25 protein-coding genes are annotated in these 25,322 nt (G+C 69.1%); 18 read left to right on the top strand and 7 right to left on the bottom strand.

What is annotated here, in order from left to right; all coding sequences use genetic code 11:
- Positions 1 to 196: 196 nt before the first annotated feature.
- Entirely contained in the window at positions 197 to 1,141 is a 945-nt protein-coding gene (locus ACN675_RS19440; protein ID WP_420752398.1) for a TauD/TfdA dioxygenase family protein, read from the bottom strand.
- Between the two features lie 483 nt (positions 1,142 to 1,624).
- Here ACN675_RS19440 and ACN675_RS19435 point away from each other — a divergent pair, with 483 nt between their 5' ends.
- A complete protein-coding gene (locus ACN675_RS19435) occupies positions 1,625 to 2,854 on the top strand; it encodes an ROK family protein (RefSeq protein ID WP_420752402.1) in 1,230 nt (409 codons plus the stop codon).
- A gap of 37 nt (positions 2,855 to 2,891) precedes the next feature.
- On the opposite strand, the gene ACN675_RS19430 is transcribed toward ACN675_RS19435, so the two are convergent.
- Positions 2,892 to 3,356 (bottom strand): SRPBCC family protein, encoded by a 465-nt coding sequence (locus tag ACN675_RS19430; protein WP_420752397.1) that lies wholly within the window; start codon positions 3,354 to 3,356, stop codon positions 2,892 to 2,894.
- A 42-nt stretch (positions 3,357 to 3,398) separates the two neighbouring features.
- Positions 3,399 to 4,172 (bottom strand): PIG-L family deacetylase, encoded by a 774-nt coding sequence (locus tag ACN675_RS19425; RefSeq protein WP_420752396.1) that lies wholly within the window; start codon positions 4,170 to 4,172, stop codon positions 3,399 to 3,401.
- A gap of 103 nt (positions 4,173 to 4,275) precedes the next feature.
- Here ACN675_RS19425 and ACN675_RS19420 point away from each other — a divergent pair, with 103 nt between their 5' ends.
- The 6 genes from ACN675_RS19420 (at position 4,276) to ACN675_RS19395 (ending at position 11,009) form a co-directional block, all read left to right on the top strand.
- Complete coding sequence (locus ACN675_RS19420) at positions 4,276 to 5,580, top strand: MFS transporter (RefSeq protein WP_420752395.1); 1,305 nt, start codon at positions 4,276 to 4,278, stop codon at positions 5,578 to 5,580.
- A gap of 5 nt (positions 5,581 to 5,585) precedes the next feature.
- On the top strand, positions 5,586 to 6,416 hold the full coding sequence (locus ACN675_RS19415) for an alpha/beta fold hydrolase (RefSeq protein WP_420752394.1): 831 nt from the start codon (positions 5,586 to 5,588) through the stop codon (positions 6,414 to 6,416).
- Between the two features lie 53 nt (positions 6,417 to 6,469).
- On the top strand, positions 6,470 to 7,813 hold the full coding sequence (gene mshA / locus ACN675_RS19410; protein WP_420752401.1) for a D-inositol-3-phosphate glycosyltransferase: 1,344 nt from the start codon (positions 6,470 to 6,472) through the stop codon (positions 7,811 to 7,813).
- Positions 7,810 to 8,412 carry a YbjN domain-containing protein gene (locus tag ACN675_RS19405; RefSeq protein WP_420752393.1) on the top strand — a complete coding sequence of 201 codons (603 nt, stop codon included), beginning with the start codon at positions 7,810 to 7,812 and terminating at the stop codon, positions 8,410 to 8,412. Before mshA ends, ACN675_RS19405 begins: the two co-directional genes overlap by 4 nt.
- 448 nt (positions 8,413 to 8,860) lie before the next feature.
- Positions 8,861 to 9,202 (top strand): transglycosylase family protein, encoded by a 342-nt coding sequence (locus ACN675_RS19400; RefSeq protein ID WP_420752392.1) that lies wholly within the window; start codon positions 8,861 to 8,863, stop codon positions 9,200 to 9,202.
- A 220-nt stretch (positions 9,203 to 9,422) separates the two neighbouring features.
- On the top strand, positions 9,423 to 11,009 hold the full coding sequence (locus tag ACN675_RS19395) for a 4-coumarate--CoA ligase family protein (RefSeq protein ID WP_420752391.1): 1,587 nt from the start codon (positions 9,423 to 9,425) through the stop codon (positions 11,007 to 11,009).
- 2 nt (positions 11,010 to 11,011) lie between these two features.
- Here ACN675_RS19395 and ACN675_RS19390 read toward each other — a convergent pair whose 3' ends face one another.
- Entirely contained in the window at positions 11,012 to 12,631 is a 1,620-nt protein-coding gene (locus tag ACN675_RS19390) for an FAD-dependent oxidoreductase (protein WP_420752390.1), read from the bottom strand.
- Between the two features lie 83 nt (positions 12,632 to 12,714).
- A complete protein-coding gene (locus ACN675_RS19385; RefSeq protein WP_420752389.1) occupies positions 12,715 to 14,496 on the bottom strand; it encodes a hydroxysqualene dehydroxylase in 1,782 nt (593 codons plus the stop codon).
- A 103-nt stretch (positions 14,497 to 14,599) separates the two neighbouring features.
- Here ACN675_RS19385 and ACN675_RS19380 point away from each other — a divergent pair, with 103 nt between their 5' ends.
- From ACN675_RS19380 to ACN675_RS19370, 3 genes are all read left to right on the top strand, one after another.
- Entirely contained in the window at positions 14,600 to 15,355 is a 756-nt protein-coding gene (locus tag ACN675_RS19380) for a phosphoglyceromutase (RefSeq protein ID WP_420752388.1), read from the top strand.
- A 280-nt stretch (positions 15,356 to 15,635) separates the two neighbouring features.
- On the top strand, positions 15,636 to 16,814 hold the full coding sequence (locus ACN675_RS19375; RefSeq protein WP_420752387.1) for a sensor histidine kinase: 1,179 nt from the start codon (positions 15,636 to 15,638) through the stop codon (positions 16,812 to 16,814).
- 91 nt (positions 16,815 to 16,905) lie between these two features.
- Positions 16,906 to 17,595, top strand: coding sequence for a winged helix-turn-helix domain-containing protein (locus tag ACN675_RS19370; protein WP_420752386.1), 690 nt, complete (start codon positions 16,906 to 16,908; stop codon positions 17,593 to 17,595).
- A 48-nt stretch (positions 17,596 to 17,643) separates the two neighbouring features.
- Here ACN675_RS19370 and ACN675_RS19365 read toward each other — a convergent pair whose 3' ends face one another.
- Positions 17,644 to 18,438: a hypothetical protein gene (locus ACN675_RS19365; RefSeq protein WP_420752400.1), complete on the bottom strand. Its 795-nt coding sequence runs from the start codon at positions 18,436 to 18,438 to the stop codon at positions 17,644 to 17,646.
- A 45-nt stretch (positions 18,439 to 18,483) separates the two neighbouring features.
- On the opposite strand from ACN675_RS19365, the gene ACN675_RS19360 reads away from it, so the two are divergent.
- From ACN675_RS19360 to ACN675_RS19350, 3 genes are read left to right on the top strand one after another with little or no spacing between them, the layout of a single operon-like run.
- The gene (locus ACN675_RS19360; protein WP_420752385.1) at positions 18,484 to 19,434 is read left to right on the top strand and encodes a hypothetical protein; all 951 of its coding nucleotides are present in this window, start codon (positions 18,484 to 18,486) and stop codon (positions 19,432 to 19,434) included.
- Positions 19,431 to 20,729 carry a hypothetical protein gene (locus tag ACN675_RS19355; protein ID WP_420752384.1) on the top strand — a complete coding sequence of 433 codons (1,299 nt, stop codon included), beginning with the start codon at positions 19,431 to 19,433 and terminating at the stop codon, positions 20,727 to 20,729. Before ACN675_RS19360 ends, ACN675_RS19355 begins: the two co-directional genes overlap by 4 nt.
- A 12-nt stretch (positions 20,730 to 20,741) precedes the next feature.
- On the top strand, positions 20,742 to 21,695 hold the full coding sequence (locus ACN675_RS19350; protein WP_420752383.1) for a sugar phosphate isomerase/epimerase family protein: 954 nt from the start codon (positions 20,742 to 20,744) through the stop codon (positions 21,693 to 21,695).
- Here ACN675_RS19350 and ACN675_RS19345 read toward each other — a convergent pair.
- A complete protein-coding gene (locus tag ACN675_RS19345; protein WP_420752382.1) occupies positions 21,654 to 22,070 on the bottom strand; it encodes a hypothetical protein in 417 nt (138 codons plus the stop codon). The genes ACN675_RS19350 and ACN675_RS19345 overlap by 42 nt on opposite strands.
- Before the next feature lie 101 nt (positions 22,071 to 22,171).
- Here ACN675_RS19345 and ACN675_RS19340 point away from each other — a divergent pair, with 101 nt between their 5' ends.
- The 5 genes from ACN675_RS19340 (at position 22,172) to ACN675_RS19320 (ending at position 25,250) form a co-directional block, all read left to right on the top strand.
- Positions 22,172 to 22,840: a MerR family transcriptional regulator gene (locus ACN675_RS19340; protein WP_420752399.1), complete on the top strand. Its 669-nt coding sequence runs from the start codon at positions 22,172 to 22,174 to the stop codon at positions 22,838 to 22,840.
- Positions 22,837 to 23,682, top strand: coding sequence for a thioesterase family protein (locus ACN675_RS19335; RefSeq protein WP_420752381.1), 846 nt, complete (start codon positions 22,837 to 22,839; stop codon positions 23,680 to 23,682). The genes ACN675_RS19340 and ACN675_RS19335 overlap by 4 nt, the downstream gene beginning before the upstream one ends.
- 65 nt (positions 23,683 to 23,747) lie before the next feature.
- Positions 23,748 to 24,566 carry a pyrroline-5-carboxylate reductase gene (gene proC / locus ACN675_RS19330; protein ID WP_420752380.1) on the top strand — a complete coding sequence of 273 codons (819 nt, stop codon included), beginning with the start codon at positions 23,748 to 23,750 and terminating at the stop codon, positions 24,564 to 24,566.
- Between the two features lie 145 nt (positions 24,567 to 24,711).
- Positions 24,712 to 24,951: a helix-turn-helix domain-containing protein gene (locus ACN675_RS19325; protein WP_197250589.1), complete on the top strand. Its 240-nt coding sequence runs from the start codon at positions 24,712 to 24,714 to the stop codon at positions 24,949 to 24,951.
- 197 nt (positions 24,952 to 25,148) lie between these two features.
- On the top strand, positions 25,149 to 25,250 hold the full coding sequence (locus ACN675_RS19320) for a 30S ribosomal protein bS22 (protein ID WP_003402602.1): 102 nt from the start codon (positions 25,149 to 25,151) through the stop codon (positions 25,248 to 25,250).
- Positions 25,251 to 25,322: the final 72 nt, after the last annotated feature.

Genomic DNA, 25,322 nt, shown 5'->3' with positions numbered 1-25,322 from the left:
CATCGGGGGCATAGGCCGTCCACGACCTTCTCTCCGGGGCGCGCCCATCGGCCGCACGCGCACCTGCTCGGCCACCACATCCGTCCACTCCGTCCCGCTCACCGTGTCACCGCATTCCATAGTGGCGGGTGCGGTCGGGGACGGCTGTATCGGATCGATCACTCTTGGCGGTGCCGGCCGGAGTGCGACCCGTCGCCTATCGGGCGGGTGCGGTGTCGGTCTCGACGATCGAGTACTCGCCGGCGTCACCGGCGAGCGGGCGGCTGCGCTCGCCGTGGATGTTCACCGGGACGTCCCCGGCCAGGGTGATCCGGTGCAGGCGACGGTACTGCTCGTCGTAGTCGGCGACCGCGTAGTGCTGGGTGGCGCGGTTGTCCCAGATCGCAACGTCGCCGGGCTGCCAGTTCCAGCGAGTGGTGTATTCGAGCTTCTGGTGGTGGTCCTGCAGCAGCCGGAACAGGGCGTGGGACTGGTTGCCGCTGAGACCGACGAAGTTCTTGACGAAGTGGCCGAGCAGCAGCGACCGCTCCCCGGTCTCCGGGTGCACCCGCACCACCGGATGCTCGGTCTCGAACAGTTCGGAGCGGAACTCGTCGCGGTACTCGGCAGTCCGCTCGGTGGCACGCTCGGCGCTCTCGGCCGCGTAATCGTAGACGTTGGTGTGGACGGCCCACAGGTTCTCCACGAGCGCCTTCAGCGGCGCCGGCAGTCCCTCGAACGCGGCGACACCTGACGCCCACACCGTCGACCCGCCGTACTCGGGCAGGGTCACCGCACGCAGGATCGACGCCTTCGGAATGCGGTCGACGAACGAGACGTCGGTGTGCCAGCTGTTGGCCTTGCCGTAGTCGGAGTCGATCGGCAGGATCCGGACTCCGCGTGACTTGACGGTCGGATGCGCGGTCGTCGGTGTGCCGAGCAGTTCCGCGAACGCGTACTGCGCGTCGTCGTCCAGGTGGTCCTGCCCGCGGAAGAAGATCACCTTGTGTTCGCCGAGCGCGCGGCGGATCAGGGCGACCGTCGCCGGGTCGAGGTCGCCCCCGAGCCGGACGCCGTCGATGCGGGCACCGAGATGTGCGCCCAGCTTCACGACGGTCGGGGTGGTCGATGCGGTGGTGGGGGATGCGAAATCGACGGACATGACGGGCCTTTCGCGACGAAGTGGGTGGATGCGCCCATGCAAACACCGGGTCCCTCGTGGCAGAACCATTCGGCTCAGCATGATTCGGGGAGTGGCGGGCGCCGCGGCAATTCCCTACCGTCTCGGCCTGAATTGGACAGCCGCGTCCACACGCGTTATGTTCGACGGCATGTCAGCAGGCCGCCACTCCGCCCCGCGGGTCACGTACGTGACCGCCGCGCTGGGCTCGCGCTTGCCTCTGGCACGGGAACTCTGTTGTCGTCGTCACGGTGCCATCAAGTAGTTTCGCGCCGGGTCCGAGCCTGTTCTGGCTTTCCCTCTGATCGACTGTTCGACGACGTCCACGCACGTCGGAGCGGTTCGGCGCGTTCATGACCGTGTCACGCCAGCCCGTCCGGGCCGAATCACGAGGATTCCACACCTGTGTCGACTTCCACGCTTCCCGTCCAGTCCGCTCGCACCTCCACCACCGGCTCCCGTCGCATCGCGCAGACCGCGACCGCCCGGGCCCGTTCCACCGCTCGGGTGCAGATCGTCGCGCCGGACCTGCGGATCGCCGACGGCACCGCGGCGTCGGTGTTCCGGGTCGCCGCGGCCCGCGGACCGGTGTCCCGCGACGTCGCCGCGAAGGTCACCCGCCTGAGCATCGCCACCGTCAACCGGCAGGTGTCGGCCCTGCTCTCGGCCGGATTGCTCCGTGAGCGTGCCGATCTCGCGGCCTCGGGCGCCATCGGCCGTCCGCGCGTCCCGTTCGAGGTCGACCACGAGCCGTATCTGACCATCGGCATCCACATCGGCGCCGTCGTCACCGGGATCGTCGCAGCGGATCTGCGCGGCCGCATCATCGGTGCCGTCGAAATCCCCACGCCCCGAGGCGATCAGGATGTCGTCCTGGGGGCGATCACCGCGAGCGCGCGGTCGTTCGCGTCCCGCTGGCACCGCCGCACCCCGTTGTGGGTGGGGGTCGCGCTCGGCGGCCGCGTCGACTCGGAGACCGGCCTCGTCGACCACCCGCGGCTCGGCTGGAGCGGCGCGCGTGTCGGCGCGATCATCGGCCGCGGCATGGGTCTGCCCGTCTCGGTCGCCGCGCACGTCGAGGCGATGGCCGCGTCGGAACTGCTGCTCACCCCCGACCGTGAGGCCGACGTCAAGGGCACCGGCCTCTACTTCTACGCCCGCGAAACCACTGGTATCGCAATCACTTTCGACGGGCGCGTGCACACCCCGAACGGCGGTCCCGGATCGATCGCGCACCTGCCGACCGGCTCGACGGCCGTGTGCTCGTGCGGTGCGACCGGCTGCCTCGAGGCCACCGTCAGCGACCGAGCGGTGCTGCTGAAGGCCCGCGAGGCCGGCCTGCTCGGCGACGTCGAGGATCCGACGATCGGCGCGCTCTACAAGCTCGCCCGCGAGGGTTCGGCACCCGCACACGAGATCCTCGTCGACCGTGCCACCGTCCTCGGCCGCACCGTCGCGATGCTCCGCGACCTGTTCAACCCCGACCGCGTCACCCTCGGCGGCCAGGCGTTCACCGAGTACCCCGCCGGCGTGCCGCACGTCGCCGAGGCGTTCGCGCGGGCATCGAACCTGCCGCGCAAGGACATTCGCATCACCGGGTTCGGCAACCGGGTGCAGGCACATGCGGCCGGCGTGGTGTCGTTGAGCTCGCTGTACTCCGACCCGCTCGGCTCGATGCGGCGGTCGCGCGGCTAGGGTATGTCTCCGCCCCGGGGGAGTGCCGACGTTCGGGTCACAACGTCGTGCGCTCCGCCGTGGTGGCGATGTCGTCGAGGTCGCGCTGCAGCGCCTTGCTCGTCGCGCGCATCGCAAGGGAACCGAAGACCGTCATCATGATCCGCGTGAACAGCCCGGGAGAGTCCGTGGCACCGGAGAACTCGACCGACAGTTCGGTGCCGTCGGCCCGGGGTGCCAACTCGAACACCGTGCGGTAGGCCGTGCCTCCCGATTCCGCTGTGACGACGGTGCGTCGCTCCGGTTCGACCTCGGCTACCCGCATTTCCTCGGTGGCGGACCTGCCGAACATCACCCGGGTCTCGCGCCAGCGGGTGCCGACCTCGTACCCCGTCGCATCGAGACGCTCGATTCCGGTGACACCGCTCAATGTTCGTGCGGCCTCGTCGATGTCGGTCAGGACCCGCCACACGGCGCTCGGCGGCGCCGCGATCGATCGACTCAGTGCGATCCGGTGTTCCATGTGCGCTCCTTCGGTACGGGCGGGAGTCGGAGTCGGCCGGGATCAGAGGGGGAGGGCGGTCTCCGCGAAACCGGGTTCGGCACCGCGCCGGCGGAACCATTCGATGCCGAAGGCCGCCTGCAACATGTCGTCCGGAAGCGACAGCATCGGGCCGAAGTCGCCGACCTGCGACGCATGAGCCTGCATGGCAGCACGTTTGGCGGCCATCGTCGCCGAGACGTCCACCGTCGTGGTGAGCTCCGACTCGGGCAGCCCGAACGAATCGAGATCCGGGGGCGTCCGGCCCTCGGTCATGTCCGGATTCGCCGCGATCAGGCGCCGCAGATGGTCACGGTTCAACGCCGATTCGTAGACGGCGTGATGACCGACCATCTCGCTCGCCCGCAACCCGACGTGATGCACCTGCACATGGTCGGGGTGCCCGTATCCGCCGTTCGGGTCGTAGATCGTGACGACGTCGGCGCCCTCCTCGTCCAGCACCGCAGCCAGCCGGCGGGCCGCCGAATCGACGTCGACGTTGCAGAACGCCGCGGGGTTCGCGTTCTCGGGCGTGCCGGCCATCCCCGAGTCCGCGTAACCGAGCGGAACGAGCCGGGCCACCCCGAGCGCGTCGGCGGATCGCTCGACCTCGGTCAGCCGCCGATCCGCCAGGCTCTCGCCGGGACGCAGCAGACCCTCCGGGACCTCACCGGCCGCGCCGTCCGTCGCGACCACCAGCACCACCCGGTGGCCCGCATCGGCAGCCAGGCGCATCACCCCGCCGGTGCCGAACACCTCGTCGTCGGGATGTGCGTGAAAGCAGACCAGGACACCCATACCGTGCATGCTGGCACGAATGACCGACACGCGGGGGACCGGAGAGAAGGACGAGCATCAGTGACACAGGGCGAGCAGCAATGACACAGAAGGACGAGCGTCGGTGACACCGAAAGCGGACGGTTCCTACCGCGCACTGTTCGCCGCGCCGGGCGCGGCCGCGTTCTGCGCCGCCGGGTTCGTCGCGCGGTTGCCGATCGCGATGGTGGGGATCGGCATCGTCACGATGTTCTCCCAGCTCCGCGGTGACTACGGGCTCGGCGGTGCCCTGTCGGCGGTGTTCGCATTGTCGTACGCGGCGTTGACGCCGCTGGTGTCCCGCGCGGTGGATCGGCACGGCCAGTACCGGGTACTGCCGGCGGCGTCGGCGATCAGCGCGGCCTCGACCGTCGCGATGCTCGCCGGAGTCCGGTTCGAAGCGCCGACCGCGCTGCTGTTCCTGTGCGCCGTCCCCGCCGGGCTCATGCCGACGATCGGCGCGATGGTCCGGGCCCGATGGACCGAGCTGTACCGAGGCACCGATCGGTTGCGGACCGCGTTCGCCCTGGAGGCCGTGATCGACGAGGTGTGTTTCATCGTCGGCCCGGTGCTGTCGGTGGGTCTGAGCGTCGCCCTGTTCCCCGAGGCCGGACCGCTGCTGGGGGCGGTGCTGCTGCTGGTGGGCACCCTCGCCCTCGCGGCCCAGCGCCGCACCGAACCACCCGTGACCGCACAGCATCCCGACGCTGTGGAACCGGAGCGTCCCGACGCTGTGGAACCGGAGCGTCCCGACGCTGTGGAACCGGAGCGTCCCGACGCTGTGGAACCGGAGCGTCCCGACGCTGCCGGTTCGGAGCGTTCACGCCACGGCACACTGCTCAGCCCCGCGCTGATCGCCCTCACCGCCGTGATGGTCGCGATGGGCACGATCTTCGGGGTCATCGACGTCGTCGGCGTCGCGTTCACCGCCGAGCGCGACGCGCCCGGCGCCGCGACATTCGTGCTCGCTCTGTTCGCGACCGGGTCCGCGGTGAGCGGACTCGTCTTCGGGGCACGCCGCGTGGCCGCCCCGCTGACCCGGCAACTGCTGATCGCCACCGCTGCGGTCGCCGTGCTGCTGTGGCCGCTGCTGCTCGCCGGCACCGTCCCCGCCCTGGCCGCGCTGTATCTGCTGGCCGGGATGACGATCTCGCCGACGATGATCGTGACGATGTCGCTCGTCGAACGCCTCGTCCCCGCCGACCGGCTCACCGAGGGCATCACCTGGACGGTCACCGGGCTCGGCGTCGGCGTCGCCGCCGGATCCGCGCTGGTCGGGCAGGTCATCGACCGGTCCGGCACGTCCGCGGGCATCGGGGTGGCACTCGCCGCGGGACTGATCGCCTGCACCCTGGCCGCCGGGATCCGGATGCGGACGCGGCTAACGTAGCCGCCATGACCGTGCATCAAGTTCGCGGTGCCGACGGCACTCGCATCGTCTACCGAACCTTCGGGGATCCTTCGTCGCGGCCGTTGGTACTGCTGCACGGATGGGCGCAGTCGTCGCACTGCTGGGGTGACCCGCTCCTCGAAGACCTCGCCGCCCGGTACCGGGTGATCGCCGTCGACCTGCGCGGGCACGGGTGCTCCGCCGCGCCCGCGGACGGATACGACGACCGCGCCGCGTGGGCGTCGGACGTGCGGACCGTGCTGACCGCCGAGAACTGCACCGGCACGGTACTGCTCGGCTGGTCCTACGGCGGCCTCGTCGTCTGCGACTACCTGGCCGTCCACGGGACCGAGAACGTCGCCGGTGTCGTGCTGGTCGGTGCGATCACAAGCATCGGCCGCGGCGAGAAGGGCGGCAAGGTCGGTGCGGCGATGCGCGCGGCGATCCCGGCAGCGATGTCCGAGGACCCGCAGATCGCGGTCCCGGCCCTCGGCGCGTTCGCCGAATCCCTCGTCGGGGCCGGTCGGTCCGAGGCGAGCGGGGAGACCGCCCAGGCACTGCTCGGCAGCAGCCTGAGGACGCCGCCGCGGGTCCGGTCCGCGCTGTTCGCCCGCGCTGTGGGAAACGACGACCTGCTGCGAGAACTCGACCTCCCGGTCCTGGTGTTGCACGGCACGGCCGATGCGGTGGTCGACCTCGCGGCGGCAGAGCATGCGGCGAGCCTCCTGCCCCTCGCGACCACCTCCTATTGGGACGGTGCCGGGCACGGCCCATTCGTCGAGGACCCGCGGCGGTTCGCCGAGGACGTGGTGCGCTTCGTCGACACGCTCGGGTAGGCGCGCGGGCGGCAACGGGGGCAGATGGGAGCGTGGGTGCCGGACAGGGCAGTATGGAGCCCGTGACGTCTCAGCCCGGCAGACCCCGACGCGTGGCCGTGATCTCGGTCCACACCTCCCCGCTGGCGCAACCCGGCACCGGGGATGCGGGCGGAATGAACGTCTACGTGCTGCAGACGTCGCTGCAGCTCGCCCGCCGCGGTGTCGAGGTCGAGATCTTCACCCGGGCCACGTCGTCGGCGGATCCGGCAGTGCAGGAAGCCGCACCCGGTGTCCTGGTCCGCAACATCGAGGCCGGCCCGTTCGAGGGTCTGGACAAGCACGATCTGCCCACCCAGTTGTGTGCGTTCGCGGCCGGTGTCCTGCGCGAGGAGGCCCGCCACGCGCCCGGATACTACGACCTGGTGCACTCCCACTACTGGCTGTCCGGCCAGGTCGGCTGGCTCGCACGGGACCGCTGGGGAGTGCCGCTCGTCCACACCGCCCACACGCTCGCCGCGGTGAAGAACGCGTCGCTGGCTGCGGGGGACACCCCGGAACCGGTGGCCCGGCAGATCGGTGAGCAGCAGGTCGTCGCGGAATCGGACCGGCTGGTCGCCAACACCGTCGACGAGGCGCACGCGCTCGAGAGCATCTACCGAGCCGATCCGGCGAAGATCGACGTGGTCGCGCCGGGCGCCGACCTCTCGCGCTACCGCCCCGGCGACCGCGCCCGCGCCCGGTTCGAACTCGGGCTCGATCCGCACGAGACGATCGTGACGTTCGTCGGCCGGATCCAGCCGCTCAAGGCGCCCGACGTGCTGCTACGTGCCGCCGCGCGTGCCGTTGCCGACGCACCGGACCTGCCGTTGCGGGTGCTGATCGTCGGCGGTCCGTCCGGAACCGGTCTCGAACGCCCGGATTCGCTGATCGAACTCGCCGCCGAACTCGGTATCACGGCGCGGGTGACGTTCCTGCCGCCGCAGCCCTCGGATCGGCTGGTGCAGGTGTATCGCGCGTCGGATCTCGTTGCCGTGCCGAGTTATTCGGAGTCGTTCGGGCTGGTTGCCATCGAGGCACAGGCGTGCGGTGTCCCGGTGATCGCTGCGAACGTCGGCGGTCTGGGTGTGGCGGTGCGCGACGGCGAGACGGGTGTGCTCGTCGACGGTCACCGCACCGAGGACTGGGCCGCGGCACTGGGATCGCTCGTCGCCGACCGCGGTCGCCGTGAGGTGCTCGCGGCCGCGGCGCCGCGGCATGCCGAGAACTTCTCGTGGGAACACACCGCAGACGGACTGCTCGCCGCCTACCGCAGGGCCGGTGCGCGACGGAACCGGGCGTTCGGGACCGGCGAGTACTCGATGCGCAGGCAGCGCGGACTGTGGAAGTTGCGTCGGACAGGAGGGGTGAAGGCATGAGTGCGGACCTGAGCGAACTGATCGAGTCGACGCTGCGCGACCGCGGCCTGAAGTTCTCCCGGAAGGAGGGCGGGCACTTCGTCGTCACGCTCCCCGGCGAGAACAAGCTGGAGACGACGACGCTGCTGACGCTCGGTAACCACGGGGTGCGTTTCGAAGCGTTCGTGTGCCGCAAGCCCGACGAGAACTTCGAGGGCGTCTACAAGTACCTGCTGCGGCGCAATCGCCGCCTGTACGGCGTGGCATACACGCTCGACAAGATCGGCGACATCTACCTGGTCGGCCGGCTGTCGGAGCAGTCGGTGACGCCGGAGGAACTCGACGCGGTGCTCGGGCAGATCCTCGAGGCGGCCGACTACGACTTCAATGTGCTGCTGGGACTGGGCTTCCTGACGTCGATCAAGCGGGAATGGGACTGGCGGGTCTCACGCGGGGAGTCGTTGCGCAATCTGGAGCCTTTCCGTCACCTGATCGAAAACGATGGTGCGGGAACGGAATCACCGGGCAAGTCCGACAATCGTTCCGGCGAGGCCGGCGATCACACGCCCGGCACGGCCGGGAATGTCACGTCCGAGGAAGCCACGCCGGACGGTTCGTGATCTGTCCGATACGCGTGACCCGGTCCACAGAAACCATGTGACGCTCGTCACGAAATGCTGCTGTAACGAAACGGTGGGTGTGCGCCGATAATTCGGGAGCGACCTGGCGTTTCTCCACGGTTGATCTTGAAATGTGGGACGGGCGTCCCGAAAAATTGGGGCGTGACCTTTCCGAGACGGGCGCTTAACGTCGTTATCGGCTCGAAACGACGAGCCCGGCCCGAACCCAACGGGCCCTACCGAATACCGACCCGCCGCCGCTTGCTCTGCCCCCGCGGGATCGGTCACACAAAACCTTCGAGGGGCAGGGGCGGCACGATCCGCAGTTCCGGACCCGCGTGTTTCGGGAGTCAGCGCTCACCAGAGCCGGTTTTCAGGTGCATGTGTTCTCCGGGTGCACTTTTCGCAGATCGTCCCGTCAGCAGACGCGGAGAGGATTCCACCCCACATGGCAAAGCTCACCTTCACCAAGCGCACCCTCGGTTCCATCGCGGCAGGCGCCGCCCTCCTGGTCGCCCCTGTTGCTCTGGGCGCCGGCACCGCCAACGCCGCCTCCGGAAACTGGGATGCCGTGGCGCAGTGCGAGAGCGGCGGCAACTGGGCCATCAACACCGGCAACGGCTACCAGGGTGGCCTCCAGTTCTCCCCGAGCACCTGGGCCGCGTACGGCGGCACGCAGTACGCCCCCACCGCCAGCCAGGCCAGCCGCGAGCAGCAGATCGCGATCGCGGAGAACGTCCTGGCCGGCCAGGGCCGCGGCGCGTGGCCGGTCTGCGGTCAGTACCTCTGATCGTCTCCCGGCTGTCGCCGGTGACGCATCCACGAAGCCCTCGGGCGCGAGACATTCGCGTCCGGGGGCTTCCGTGCATGTGGCCACAGACTGCGTGACCGTTGGGGCGATCGCGGGTAATGTCCGGATCCTGATGTGACGTCATTCACATCGGTCGGGTAAAGTTGCCTACGACCTATCTGGCACCGAGTGCCACCACGTCTGTACCGGAGGACATGTCATGAGTTTCCGCAGCCCGTTCCCCGACGTCGAGATTCCGGCACTGAGTGTCTACGATTTCCTCTTCGGTTCCGTCGACGATGCCGACCTGGACCGCCCCGCATTCGTCGACGGGCTCTCCGGTCAGGTGACGGACTACCGCACGCTCATCGGGCAGATCAACGGCGTGGCCGGGGCACTCGCCGCGCGCGGCATCGAAGTCGGAGACGTCGTCGGCCTGCTCTCACCGAACATCCCCGCATTCGGCTCGGTCTTCCACGGCATCCTGCGGGCCGGCGCGACCGCGACGACCGTCAACGCGCTGTACACCGCCGAGGACATCGCCAAGCAGCTCGAGGACTCGCACGCCAAGGCGCTCGTCACCGTCTCGCCGCTGCTCCCGCAGGCGAAGGAGGCTGCTGCGAAGGTCGGCATCCCGGACGAGCTGCTCATCGTCATCGACGGTGCCGAGGGGCATCCTTCGCTGCGTGACCTGCTCACCGAGGGCGCCCCGGCCCCGGAGGTCAGCTTCGATCCCGCCACCCACCTCGCGGTGCTGCCGTACTCCTCGGGTACCACCGGGCGGCCCAAGGGCGTCATGCTCACCCACACCAACCTCGTCGCCAACGTCTGTCAGATCACCCCCCGCATGGGGATCGACGACGACGACCGCATCCTTGCCGTCCTGCCGTTCTTCCACATCTACGGCATGACCGTCCTGCTCAACGCCGCCCTGTACAACCGGGCGTCGCTCGTGACGATGCCGAAGTTCGACCTCGTCCAGTTCCTCACGCTCGTCTCCGAGCAGAAGTGCACCTACGTGTTCGTCGCCCCGCCGGTCGCCGTTGCCCTGGCCAAGCACCCCCTCGTCGACGAATACGACCTGTCCAGCGTTCACACGATCTTCTCGGGTGCGGCACCGCTGGACCGGGAACTCGGCGGCGCCGTCGCGCGCCGGCTCGGATGCAAGGTCCGGCAGGGCTACGGCATGTCGGAGATGAGCCCGGTCAGCCACGCCATCCCGTTCGACGACGACGACACGGCCCTCGACTCCGTCGGCCCGACCATCGCGAACATGGAATGCAAGATCGTCGACCCGGTCACCGGGGAAGAGGTCGCGTACCCGGAGGGCGACGGCGTCTCCGAGCCGGGCGAGCTGTGGTGCAAGGGCCCGAACATCATGGTCGGCTACCTCGGCAACCCCGAAGCCACCGCCGAAACCCTCGACGCCGACGGCTACCTGCACACCGGTGACATCGCGACCGTCGACGGGCACGGCGTCGTCACGATCGTCGACCGGCTCAAGGAGCTCATCAAGTACAAGGGCTACCAGGTGCCGCCGGCCGAGCTCGAGGCGCTGCTGCTGACGCACCCGCAGATCGCCGACGCCGCGGTGATCGGTGTGCTCGACGACGAGGGCGAAGAGGTTCCCAAGGCGTTCGTCGTGCGGCAACCCGGCGCCGAGCTGAGCGAGGACGAGGTGATGACGTTCGTCGCCGAGCGTGTCTCCCCGCACAAGAAGGTCCGTCAGGTGCAGTTCATCGACGTGGTGCCGAAGTCGGCCGCCGGCAAGATCCTCCGCAAGGATCTGCGGACGGCGAACGCCTGAGTTCAGGCGCGCAGGATCCGGTCCAGATACGCCGTGAGCGTGTCGAGATCCGGATCCTGCGCGCGCGAACCCACGTATCCGTCGGGGCGCACCACCACCGCGGCGGTCCCGTCGAGGTGGTAGCCGCGGGCGAAGCCGCCGAGGGAGTCGCACAGCACGCGGCCGCAGGCCGGGACGGGCAGATCGGGCGGCACGAGCGTGTACACCCGCAGGCATTCCCCGAAACGTTCGATCAGCCGCGCCGCGAGCTCGCTCGTCGTCGTGATCGCCGGTTCGGTGGGCGCCCACAGCAGCACCGTGTGGCCGGTGTGCCGGAACAACTCGTGGACCCGCTGGTCGTGGGCCACGCTGTCCTGGCGTAACCCGGCCGCGTCGGGTGCCCGCTCGCCGGGTGCGGGAGTGCGACCGTCCGCCTGGGACGTATCGACGATCGGGCTTCCCGGATATCCGACGAGCAACTGCGCCTCGCGTGCGATGACCGTCGCGACGTCCTGTTCGCCGGCACCGACCCCGCTGCGTGCGGCGCGGACCGTGCGGCCGACGACCTCCTCTCCGACGGGCCGGCGTTCGGCGTCGTAGCTGTCGAGCAGTCCGTCCGCGGCGCGGTTGCGGACCGCGAGGGCCAGTTTCCAGCCCAGGTTGTAGGCGTCCTGAATTCCCGTGTTCATTCCCTGCGCGCCGGTCGGCGGATGGATGTGCGCGGCGTCCCCGGCCAGGAAGACCCGGCCCGAACCGTAGTGCGCGGCGAGGCGATGACTGATCCGGAACACCGACGACCACCGCATGTTTCGCGCAAGCACCGGTTCGGGAGCGAGCCGGTCGAGCACCGCCTGGATGTGGCCGAGTTCGGGGCGACGGCCGCCCTCGAGACCGTGCGCGACCTCGCCGCTCCGCGCACCCACGACGAGATCGTCGGCGGCGAGCATCGACACCCGGTAGCGGCCGGTGCCGGGCAGCGGGATGCACACGAGCGCATCGGTGACGACACCGTTCTCCTGCCGGGTCGACCGGACCGCGTAACCCTCGGGCAGCGACCAATCGACCTCGACGTCGGCGAGCATGTACTCCTCGGGGAACGCGTCGCCCTCGAACGCAAGACCGAGACCCTTCCGGACGGTGCTGTGGGCGCCGTCGCATCCCACCAGGTACCGGGCCGTGAACGGCGACGAAGCGCCGGAGTCGTCGCGCAGGGTCGCCACCACCCCGGTGTCGTCGTGCGTGAACCCGGTCAGCTCGATGCCGCGGCGCACCACGGTGCCGTGGTCGGCGAGTGCCTGCCGCAACACCCGTTCGGTTTCGTTCTGGGGGAGTGCGACGAAGCGGTACGGCACGTCGTCGGGCAACGACAGGTCGATCCGCCCGGCCGGTTCTCCGTTGACGAATGTCAGCTGACCCCGGAACGGGGTCGCGGCATCGAGCGCGGGCCGTACCACCCCCATCGTGTCCCAGATCTCGAGGGTACGAGGCTGCACACCAACGGCTTTCGCGTACTGCATGGGTTCGGGCGACCGGTCGACGACGGTCACGTCGACGCCCCGCCGGCGTAGTTCGAGCGCCGCGGTCAATCCCACCGGGCCGGCGCCCACCACGAGTACGTCGCTGTCGGTGCGTGCGTCGGTCATCGTCCGGCCTTTCGTCGAGGAATCCCGCGACGATTGTCGTCTCCGGTATGCCGGTTTCGTGGCGTTTCGGACCTGTTGCGCTGCTACGCCAGCAGGTGCGGTAGGCCCGCCCGATACCGATCCGCGTCGATGCGCCGCACGGGTTCGAGTTCCGGTGGCTCGTGCAGGCGGTACATCGCCGGTGGGGCGGCGGGGGAGTCGGCGGCCTCGAGCAGTGCCGTCACCGCGGCGCGGGCCGACTCGTTCGCCGATTCCATCGTCGCCAGATCGATGTCGGTGCGCACGTAGTCGCCGGACAGGAACAGATTCGGGATCGCGGTCCGCGCCTCGGGCCGGTTCGCCCTCGATCCGACGGTATTGATGAGCAGCGGCGTGTCGTTGGTGATTCCTCCTGCACCCCAGCGTAATCCGGGGTCGAGAAACCACGACACCACATCGTTCTCGTCGAGGGTTCCGGCGCTGTCGGCGAGGCAGGCCGACATCTGCGCCCAGGTCTCCTTCGCGATCTCCTCGCGAGTGCATTCCTTGGCGGTCTTGCCGAACAGGATGCCGGGGGTGTCCCAGTCCGAGATGTCGACCGACAGGCAGTCGTGCGCGGAGCCGTCGCCGTAGCGCGCGGCGAAGTCGCCGCGCCAGAACTGTGCCTGACTGATCGATGTGAGCGCCCACGGCGAACCGAGGTAGGCGACATGGCCTTTCGCGATCGGGGTGGGGCGGCGCAGGAAGTACTGGATGCCCACCATCCAGTCGGTGTGGAGCTGCCGCATCCCCTCCAGGCGAGGATCCGCGGCGAGGATCTCCGGCGACCACAGCGGCACTGCGCGTTCGACGGGCATCGCCGCGACGAACCAGTCCGCATCGACGGTCCTGGTGCCGCCGGAGCGATCGACCATGCGCGCCTCACTGATCCGGCCACCGGACATCTCCAATGTCTGTGCTGCCCAACCTATCTCGAACCGGACGCCGAGGTCGCGCAGGAGTTGCGCCCACGGGTCGATCCAGGCCTCGTTCGTCGGCGCGGACAACAGCCTGTCCAGGTGGCCGTAGGCGGGGACGGCGCCCATCGCGTTCCAGACGAATGCCTGACCCATGAGCCCGATGGTTCGGGTCGACACCACCGCGGGACGGGCCGCGACGAGTTGCCGGGTCAGTGCGGAGACCAGGATGTCGCGGTAGCCCTGCGATTTTCCGTCGCTCTCGAGCGTCTGCGACCAGGTTTGGTGCTCCCATTCCCCGTCGCGCCGTTCGATGCTGCTGGTGAGGAACATGACGAGTTTGCGCAGGAAGACGGCGAGCTCGTGCGGCGGGATCGCGCCACCGAGCGAGAACGCCGCGGCCAGCGACTGCTGCAGAGTCGCGGGGTCGTAGATGTCGGTGCGCAGCGGCGCGATCGACGCCGGTGCCGTCAGATCCGGGGCGCCGGGCAGGGCGAGCCGGAAGGCGTCGCCCGCGACGAGATTGTCGAAGACGCCGTTCGGGTTGCCGGGGAACGGGATTCGGCGCATCGTATCCGGGACGTGCTGGTAGAACCCCGGGAAGAACCGGAATCCGTGCTCGCCGGGCAGGTCCAGCCGGCCGTCCGCCGCGGTGCCGGGCGACGGGATGCTCCGGGCCTTGCCGCCGAGCGCGGTCGGTTCGTAGACGGTGACCTCGAATCCCCGCTCGATCAATTCGTGGGCCGCGGTCAGTCCTGCCATGCCGCCACCGAGGACCGCGACGCGGCGACCGGTCGACCGCAGCGCGGGTGAACGCGGTCCGGGCCGGGGTGCGGGACCTGCGGCGGCACCGCCCGGCAGTGCGGCGGCGGCACCGAGAAGTCCCAGGGCGGTCAGAGCGGTGCGGCGGGAGAAACGGGCGTCGATCATATGAACCCCCCAGCGTTCGCGAGTCGAGTGAAAACGCTTGTTGTCACATATAGTCGACGGGACGGCCCTCCCGTGGCCGAATGGCGATCGTGACGTGCCAGGATTGAGAGCTATGAGTATCGGAACACTTGTATTGCTCCGCCACGGCGAGAGCGAATGGAACGCGATGAACCTGTTCACCGGCTGGGTGGACGTGCGCCTGACCGACAAGGGCATCGCCGAGGGCAAGCGCGCCGGCGAACTGCTCAAGGAACACGACGTGCTCCCGGACGTGCTCTACACGTCGCTGCTGCGTCGCGCCATCAGCACCGCGAACATCGCACTCGACGCCGCCGACCGCCACTGGATCCCCGTCGTCCGCGACTGGCGCCTCAACGAGCGGCACTACGGTGCGCTGCAGGGCAAGAACAAGGCCGAGATCAAGGACGAATTCGGCGAGGAGCAGTTCATGCTGTGGCGTCGTAGCTACGACACCCCGCCGCCGCCGATCGAGCCCGGCAGCAAGTACAGCCAGGACGCCGACGTGCGCTACGCCGACGTCGACGAGGTCCCGCTGACCGAATGCCTGAAGGACGTCGTCGAGCGGCTCATCCCGTACTGGGAGGAGACCATCTCCAAGGACCTCCTCGCCGGCAAGACCGTGCTCGTCACCGCGCACGGCAACTCGCTGCGTGCGCTCGTCAAGCACCTGGACGGAATCTCCGACGAGGCGATCGCGGGACTCAACATCCCGACCGGCATCCCGCTGCGCTACGACCTCGACGAGAACCTGCGCCCGTTGAACCGGGGTGGCACCTACCTCGATCCCGAGGCCGCCGCGGCCGGTGCCGCCGCCGTCGCCTCCCAGGGCGGCCGGTAGCACCCTCGCCTCTTCGACCCCCGCCCTTCTCCGAGCGAACGGTACATTCGCTCGATCCAAGGAGACGAGGGATACATTCGCTCGGATCAGGAGAGCAGGAGCCGGGATCCGGACGAGAGGCTCCGGCGAGTAGCTCGGCCGGGACCGCGCGGCGACGTCGTGCGGTCCCGGCAAACTCCCGGTTAACAACCGGCAAACCTCGCAAAAATGCCGTGTGACGTGCCCCGAAACGGGCGAACCCGCCGTTCTCACCTGCCCGGCCGTACGTACGATTCGAGACGTGAGTGTGTTGCAGAGCGTTCTGCTCGCCGGTTTCGCCGCGGTCGTCGGGGCCGCCGTCGGCGCCGGACTGATGTGGATCGCCCGGTCCCGCAGCAGCGGAAGCGGCGAGACCGAACTGACCATGGGGCAGGTCCTCGACCGCGTCGTCTACTCCGCCTCCACCGGCATCGCCGTCGTCGACAAGTTCCACGACGTGATCCTGTTCAATCCCCGCGCCGAGGAACTCGGACTCGTCCGCAACCGGCGCATCGACGAACGCGCCTGGGTCGTCGCCAACAAGATCCTCGATCGCGACCAGGTCATCGATCTGGACCTCGGCGATCCGAACCGGCGCGGCCGGGACGGAATCGCGGTGCGGTGCCGTGCCGGCCGCCTCTTCGACGACGATCCCCGCTTCGTCGCGCTGTACGCCTTCGACGACTCCGAGATGGTGCGCATGGAAGCGACGCGGCGCGACTTCGTCGCGAACGTCAGCCACGAACTCAAGACACCGGTCGGCGCGATGGCGTTGCTCGCCGAGGCACTCCTCGAATCCGTCGACGATCCGGAGACCGTGCGCTACTTCGGGCAGCGGGTGCAGAGCGAAGCGCATCGGCTCGGCAACATGGTCACCGAACTGATCTCCCTGTCCAAGCTGCAGGGCGCCGAGAAGATGCCCGACCTCGACATCGTCGACGTGGACTCCGTCGTGAAGGAAGCACTCGAACGCACCGCGCTGACCGCGGAGAACGCGGACATCGTCGTCGCCACCGATCGGTCCACCGGCTACGAGGTGCTCGGGGACCAGAGCCTGCTCGTCACCGCGCTCACCAATCTCATCGAGAACGCCATCGCGTACTCGCCGAAGGGCTCGCCCGTCTCGGTGAGCCGGTCGCTGCGCGACGGGAAGGTCGCGATCGCGGTCACCGACCGCGGTATCGGAATCGCGAAGAAAGACCAGGAGCGGGTGTTCGAGCGGTTCTTCCGGGTGGACAAGGCGCGGTCGCGGGCGACGGGCGGCACCGGTCTGGGTCTTGCGATCGTCAAGCACGTCGCGGCCAACCACAACGGCGAGATCACCCTGTGGAGCCGGCCCGGAACCGGCTCCACCTTCACGCTGCTGATCCCGGCCCATTTCGAGCAGAGCGACGAGGACGAGGTCCGGGCGAAGCCCGAGGCGGGGGCCGGGCAGCGTTGAAGCAACCTGTGAAGGAACACTCTGCCGCACCTCGTGTGGCGAACCACGCGACCGTCGCGGTCGCGGACGACGAAAGGTACGGAGGCCCGCGGTGACGAATGTGCTGATCGTGGAGGACGAGGAATCGTTGGCGGACCCGCTGGCGTTCCTGCTGCGCAAGGAGGGTTTCGAAACCACCGTCGTGACCGACGGGCCGTCGGCTCTGGCGGAGTTCGATCGCGCCGGCGCGGACATCGTCCTGCTCGACCTCATGTTGCCCGGAATGAGCGGCACCGACGTGTGCAAACAGCTGCGCAGCCGCTCCAGCGTGCCGGTGATCATGGTGACCGCGCGGGACAGCGAGATCGACAAGGTGGTCGGGCTCGAGCTCGGCGCCGACGACTACGTCACGAAGCCGTACTCGGCGCGGGAACTGATCGCCCGCATCCGCGCGGTGCTGCGCCGCGGTGCCGAGAGCGACGCCGACAGCCAGTTCAACGACGCGGTCCTCGAGGCGGGTCCGGTACGGATGGACGTCGACCGGCACGTCGTGCACGTCGACGGCGAGCAGATCACGCTTCCGCTCAAGGAGTTCGACCTACTCGAGTACCTGCTGCGCAATTCCGGTCGCGTGCTCACCCGCGGACAGCTCATCGACCGGGTGTGGGGCGCCGACTACGTCGGCGACACCAAGACCCTGGACGTGCACGTCAAGCGGTTGCGTTCGAAGATCGAGGCGGATCCCGCCAAGCCCCGGCACCTGCTCACCGTCCGGGGCCTCGGCTACAAAATCGAACCCTGATCCTCGTGCGTGGTTTCGGTAGCGGCTGCTACCGAAACCACGCACGGGTCACTTCCGGGCGGCGGTCGTGGCGGGATGCACTGCGATCAGGCCGAGGCCTTCGCGGCGCTTGCACAGGCGCGCGAGTTCGTCGTACGCGGCGGTGCCGAGCAGCTCCCGCAGCTCCGGTGCGTACGACTGCCACACAGGCCTGGATCCGACATGTGCGTCGGGGGAGCCGGAGCAGTACCAGTTCAGGTCGTGCCCGCCCTCACCCCAGCCGCGGCGGTCGTATTCGGTGATGACCGTGCGGAGGATCTCGGTGCCGTCCGGACGCTCGACCCAATCCTGGGTGCGGCGGATCGGCAGCTGCCAGCACACGTCGGGCTTCATCTCGAGCGGTTCGATGCCGCGCCGCAGTGCCATCTTGTGCAGGGCGCAGCCGATGCCGCCCTCGAAGCCGGGACGGTTCAGGAAGATGCACGCGCCCTTGTAGCGGCGGGTGCGCAGCGCGGGCTCGTCGTCGAGGTCGTCCTCCTCGAGGTAGCCCTTCTTACCGAGCCCCTTCTTCATGAGCTGCCAGTCGTCGGCCGTGAGATGTTTCACTGCCGCGTTGAGCTTCTCGAGGTCCTCGTCGTCCGACAGGAACGCACCGTGCGAACAGCAGCCGTCGTCCGGCCGGCCCTCGATGATGCCCTGGCATGCGGGGGTGCCGAACACGCATGTCCAGCGCGAAAGCAGCCAAGTGAGGTCTGCGGAGATCACATGTTCGTCGTTGTCGGGGTCGATGAACTCGACCCATTCTCGTGGGAAATCGAGGGGAACTTCCGGGGCCGGATCGAGCTTGGGTTCGCTGCCGGACATACCTGCTGTCACAGTGTCCGACGGTAGACCCAGTACCTTGTGTATGTGCGGCTTGGGGTACTCGACGTCGGAAGCAATACGGTTCATCTGCTCGTGGTGGATGCACATCGGGGCGGACACCCGACCCCGATGAGCTCGACCAAGGCAACCCTGCGGCTCGCCGAGAGCCTCGACGACGACGGCAACATCTCGAAGTCGGGCGCCGACCGGCTGGTCGAGACGGTGCACGACTTCGAGAGCATCGCCCGCACCTCCGGGTGCGGTGAGCTGATGGCCTTCGCGACCTCCGCGGTGCGCGACGCCTGCAATTCCGACGCGGTGCTGCACCGGGTGCGGACCGAAGCCGGCGTCACCCTCGACGTGCTCTCCGGCGAGGACGAAGCCCGGCTGACGTTCCTCGCGGTCCGCCGCTGGTACGGGTGGAGCGCCGGACGCATCCTGAACTTCGACATCGGCGGTGGATCCCTCGAGCTCGCGTACGGCGGCGACGAGGATCCCGACGTCGCCTACTCGCTGCAGCTCGGTGCCGGCCGGTTGACGCGCGACTGGTTCCGCGAGGATCCGCCGGGCAAACGCCGCATCTCGGCGCTGCGGGACTGGCTCGACGCGGAACTGGCCGCTCCGGCCAAGCACCTGCGCGCCGCCGGCGACCCGGATCTGACGGTTGCGACCTCGAAGACGTTCCGCACCCTGGCGCGGCTGACGGGTGCGGCGCCGTCGTCGGCGGGGATCCGGGTGCAACGGACTCTCACCGCGAGCGGGCTGCGTCAGCTCATCTCGTTCATCTCCCGGATGACCACGTCCGATCGAGCCGAACTCGAGGGCGTGAGTTCCGACCGTTCGGAGCAGCTCGTCGCGGGCGCCCTCGTCGCGGAAGCAAGCATGCGGGCGCTCGGTGTGGAGTCGGTCCAGATCTGTCCGTGGGCGCTGCGCGAAGGGCTTATCCTGCGCAAGCTGGACACGGAGATGGGGGGCGAACTGGTGGTGGCGCAATGACGGAGCACAAGCCCGACACCGGGCAGATCTCGGTTGCCGAACTGCTCGCGCGCAACGGTAAGAAGGTGGACACCCGCGCGGGTGGGCGACGGCGTCGTGGCACCAGCGGGGGTATCTCGGTCGCGGAACTGACCGGCGAGATTCCTGTCACGCCGGCGCAGCGGTCACCGGCAGAACCGATCGTCGAGGCGAAGGCCGCGCCCGCGCCTGCCCCCGAGCCGGTGGTCGAAACCCCGAAACCCGAACCTCTCGGACTCGAAGCCCCGCAGCTCCACACCCCGAAGCTCGAGGTCCCGGAGCCCGAGGCTCCTGAGCCCGAGGCTCCGAAGCGCGATACCCCGAAGCGCGATACCCCGAAGCCCGAGGTCCCCGAGCGCGAGGTCCCGAAGCGGGACGTCCCGAAGCGGGACGTCCCGAAGTTCGACGCCCCGTCGCCGTCCCGCGCGGTGGTGGAGGCGCCCGCCCCGAGTGCGCCGAAGCCCGCACCGGTCACGGCCTCGAAGCCCGCACCGGTCACGGTCTCGAAGCCCGAGCCGGTCACGGCGAAGCCGGCACCCGCCGGTAAGGCGCGGACCGTCGCCGAGGACGCGCCGACCACCGCGGACGGCGCGAAGGTCGAATCGCCGACCGAGGTGATCCGCCCGTCCGCGCTCCCGCGTCGTGCGCGCGCCCACCTCGAGACGACCGCGGCTGCCGCCGCGATCGTGCCTCCTGCGCCTGTTCTCCCGCGGCCGGCCGACGGCCCGGAACCGCGGTTGCTGTCGGGACCTGCCAGCGACCTGCACGGAACCGGACCCGACGACGCGGACGCGCTCGAGGACACCGATCTGATCGGTGGCGCAGCGGTCGCCGATCCGAAGAAGGCGAACGCGAAGTCGCGGGCCGGTTCGAAGGACGCGAAGGACACGGCAGAGGACGCCGAGGACTCGAAACCGGGCAGCCGGAGCAAGCGCCGCCGCGACGCCGTCCAGGACGTTAAGGATTCCGACGCGGGCGAAGAATCCGACTCGGAGACCTCCGACGACACCGCGGCCGGTCTCAAGCAGTGGGCGATGCTCGCCGGTGAGAGCATCGCCGCGATCGTCGCCGGCGCCTTGCTGTTCAAGGGCTTCGAACGCCTGTGGGATTCGCTCCCGTGGGTCGCGTTCGCGCTGGCGTTGCTGGTGATCGTCGGGCTGGTGGCGGTCGTGCGCATCCTGCGCCGCACCGACGACATCACCAGCCAGCTCATCGCGCTGGCCGTCGGGGCGTTCGTCACGTTCGGTCCGCTCCTGTTCCTGCTGCCGAACGGCTGAGGTCGCACCGGTATGGGGACGGCGCAACGGATCCTGGTGGGGTTGTCCACCGCGTCGGTGTATCCGGAGAACACCGAGGCGGCCTTCCGGTTCGCGGCGGATCTCGGCTACGACGGCGTCGAGCTGATGGTGTGGGCCGATTCGGTGAGCCAGGACGTCGGGTCGGTGCAGTCGCTGATCCGCAAGTACGCGATGCCGGTGCTGGCGGTGCACGCCCCGTGCCTGCTGATCTCCCAGCGCGTGTGGGGCGCCGATCCCGCGGCCAAACTCGATCGGTCGGTCCGGACCGCCGAGAAACTGGGTGCGCGGACGGTCGTGGTGCACCCGCCGTTCCGCTGGCAGCGCCGCTACGCGGAGGGGTTCTCCGACCAGGTCGCGCGGCTCGAGGAGAGCAGCCACGTGTCGGTGGCGGTCGAGAACATGTACCCCATGCGGGCCGACGCCTTCTTCGGCAGCCGAAGCGTCGAACGGATGCGTCGTCGCGGCGGCCCGGGGCGGGCGGTGTCGGCGTACAGTCCGTCGATCGACCCGACGGACACCGGTTACGCGAACTACACGCTGGATCTGTCGCACACCGCGACCGCGGGTATGGATGCGGCGGCGCTGGCGGACCGGATGGGGGAGCGGCTCGCGCACCTGCATCTCGCGGACGGTCGCGGTGCGTCGCTCGACGAACACCTGCTGCCCGGTGACGGCACGCAGCCGTGTGAGGAGATCTGCCGCCGGCTCGCCGACAGCGACTTCGCCGGGCAGGTGGTACTCGAGGTGAGCACGCAGAGCGCCCGTACCCGGGCGGAACGGACGGTCCTGCTGCGGCGGTCGCTCGAGTTCGCCCGCGAACATCTGGAGCGGGCGCCCCGCCGGGCGATCACCGCGGGTCCGGTGCAGCCGCGTTCCGCGGCGATCGCGCGGATCGAGGCGGGTTCACAGAGCGGTGATGCCGGCGGCGAGGACCGCGACTCCTGAGACCACGAGTCCGGCGACCAGCGACGTCGCGCCGATCCACACCGACGCCATCATGGGTCCCGGGCGCTGTGGGTTCGGTCCCAGCACGGACAGGAAGAATCCTGCCGGGATGAAAATCGCTGCGGTGAGCACGGCGATCGCGCCTCCCGTCGCCCACGCGGGCGAGGCGCCGGCCACGTGGCCGAGCACCGCGACGAGCAGGCCGAGTGTGACGAGGACGCCGGCGTGCGCGTGGCCTGCCCGGAAGAACGTCTTCTGCAGGTCGTTCGCCGGAACACTGCCGTTTCCGACGCGGAGCAGGAAGGTGCCTCCGAAGGCGATGCCGACGACGGTGAGCAGGGTGATGCCGAGAACGATGGTGAGCACGGGATTCATGAGGGTTCCTCGCTGATCTGCCGAGCCGGGCATTCATTGGATAGTTCTGCTATCCAATATTGGATAGTTATAGTATCCGGTGTCAAGGATCGGAGGTGAACATGCGAATCTCGGAACTCGTCGCCCGCACCGGAGTGCCGCTCGCGACCGTCAAGTACTACCTGCGCGAAGGCCTGCTCATGCCGGGCGAGACCACCAGCGCCACCCAGGCTCGCTACGACGAACGGCACGTGCGGCGCCTCGCTCTCGTCCGCGCGCTCGTCACCCGAGGGCTGCCGCTGAATCAGGTCAAGATCGTCGTCGACCTGATCGACAACCGCGACGACCCGCTGTTCACCGTCCTCGGGCGCGCCATCGAAGCGCTGCCGCCCTATGCGCCGGACACCGAAACCGGCGACCCCGGTACCCGCGACCACCCGCGGGCCCGGCGCGTCCTCGAACGGCTCGGCCAGATCTACGATCCGCGCTTCGCGGCCGTCGCCCAGCTCGAACGCGCGCTCGAAGCGCTCGAGGCCGCCGGGCTGTCGATGACCGACGAACGCATCGACGTCTACGGCCGGCACATCCGCGGAATCGCCGAGCTCGAGCTCGCGCTGCTGCCCACCGGATCTCGTCAGGACACCGTCGAGGCCGCGGTCCTCGGCACCGCTCTCTACGAACCGGTGCTGACGGCGATGCGCCGGCTCGCCCACCAGGACCTTGCCTCCCACATCTTCTTCGACGACCCCCAGAACTTCGACGACCCCCGCAACCCCCAGGAGCAGCAGTGACCGAGCTCGGCCCCCATCCGTTCCGCGACCTCACCACCGTCGAGGCCCTCGGCGACGGCCGGTGGCGCGCCCACATCCACCCGACCTGGACGATCGGGCCCAAGGTCCACGGTGGCTGCATGCTCGCCGTGTGTGCCGCCGCCGCACGCCGGACGCTCCTCACGGACGACACCGGCGACAGCACGATCCAGCCTCTCGCCGTGAGCGCCTCGTTCGTGGCGGCACCGGACCCCGGGGACGTCGACCTGATCACCACGGTCCGCAAGCAGGGCAAGCAGGTCTCCCTCGTCGACGTCGAACTCGTGCAGGACGACCGCGTGGCCGTGCGGGCGTCGGTCACTCTCGGCCGTCCCGACGAGGGCGACGACGTGTTCGCCGCGGCGCAACCGGTCGCAGATCTGCCGGTCGAACCGACGCTCGGATCCACCCTGGTGACGCCGGAGCATCCGATGGGGAAGATCGTCAACGTGAGTGGCGGCGCGGACCTGTGCGTCGACGAGACGAGCGCGCACTTCCTCGCGGGGCGACAGGGCGACCCGGTTGTACGGATGTGGGCGCGTCCGCGACCCGAGGACGAGGCCGACCGGGACACTGCGGCGCTGTTCGCGCTCATGGCGGGGGACATCTCCGCGCCGGTCGCGATGAACCTCGGCCGGTTCGGCTGGGCGCCGACCGTGCAACTGACCGCATACCTGCGTCGGCTTCCGCAGCCGGGCTGGTTGCGCGTCATGGCGAGCAGCACAGTGCTCGGCAGCACGTGGTTCGAGGAGGACCACACCGTCGTGGACTCCACCGGTGCCGTCGTGGTGCAGAGTCGCCAGCTCGCGATGATGCCCCGGTAAGTAGGGGCTCTCCGCCCGGTAGGGCGGCCTAGGCCCGGTTCCGGCGGCGTGGCAGGCTTACGGCCATGACGAGAATTGCGGTGATCGGTGGCGGCAGAATCGGCGAGGCCCTCGTCTCGGGCCTGCTGCAGGGTGGATTCGCGACGAAGGACCTCGTCGTCTCCGAGAAGTTCCAGGCCCGAGCCGACACACTGGCGCAGGAGTACTCGATCCGCGTGACCGACTCCGTCGCGGACGCCGCCGAAGGCGCCGACGTCCTGGTCGTCGCGGTCAAGCCCGGTGACGTGGACGCCGTCCTCAACGACCTGGCCAACGCGGACCTCGAGGGTGATCGCGAACAACTGCTGTTGTCGCTGGCGGCGGGGATCCCCACCGCCCGGTACGAGAACAAGCTGCCCGCCGGCTTCCCGGTCGTGCGGGCGATGCCGAACACCCCGATGCTCGTGGGCGAGGGCGCCAGCGTCATCGCCGCGGGCCGGCACGCCAAGGCCGACCACCTCGAGCTGGTGCGCGACATCCTGTCGTCCGTCGGCACCGTCACGGTCGTCCCCGAATCCCAGATCGACGCGGTCACCGCGGTGTCCGGTTCCGGTCCGGCCTACTTCTTCCTGATCGCCGAGGCGATGATCGACGCCGGTGTCTCGCTCGGCCTCAGCCGCGCGGTGGCTACCGAGCTGGTCGTCCAGACGATGACCGGTTCGGCGGCGATGCTCGACCGCTCCGGCGAGAACGCGGCGGACCTCCGCGCGGCGGTAACCTCGCCCGGCGGAACCACCGCGGCGGCCGTCCGCGAACTCGAACGCCACGGGGTGCGCACCGCGTTCTACGAGGCGCTGACCGCAGCCCGCAACCGGTCGGCCCAACTCGGCTCAACCGGAGAGTAGAACACGGACGGATCGGACGGCGTATCAAATTCGTCGTCCGCACCGTCGCACAGGAACCAATCGTCACGCTAAGCTCGGATTAGCACGTGCGTGTCTGTTCCGCCGGAGGGGAAGCCGGCGGCGCGGGACGTGCCGGAGGTGTCCAATGGTTTCTGGAAACACACCGTCGAAGGGGCAACAGCCTCAGGACGGACAGTCGGTCCTCGCCGGCACCCAGTTCCTCACCGTGGCCGAGGTTGCGGCGTTGATGCGGGTGTCGAAGATGACCGTGTACAGGTTGGTCCACAGTGGCGAGCTGCCTGCCGTGCGCGTGGGACGGTCGTTCCGCGTCCACGCAAAGGCCGTTCACGATTACTTGGAGACTTCGTACTTCGACGTCGGGTGACTGTCGTCGGGCGCATCGACGAGCGGAGCGGACCTCGTTTTCGTTCGGCGGTTTCGCCCCGGTACGATTGCAAGTCGTCGTACCGGCCAGCCGGTGTCGTAAGGCGCTGCGCTCGTCACCACGGGGCCCAGCGTCGACATACAGGCGTACGTCACCGGCGTGCGCAGGACCGATAGAGAGAACGAGGGAAGCCCACCATGGGTTCTGTGATCAAGAAGCGCCGCAAGCGCATGTCGAAGAAGAAGCACCGCAAGCTGCTCCGCCGTACGCGCGTTCAGCGTCGTAAACTCGGCAAGTAATTCGACATTCCGGATGCCCGTCACCGTTTCGGTGGCGGGCATCCGGCGTTCCGGGGGCGATTCGTCCGTTGT

Origin of the sequence: Rhodococcus sp. O3, assembly GCF_048897285.1 — a bacterium.
GTDB lineage: Bacteria > Actinomycetota > Actinomycetes > Mycobacteriales > Mycobacteriaceae > Rhodococcus.
This window is presented reverse-complemented; position numbering and strand designations above follow the sequence as displayed.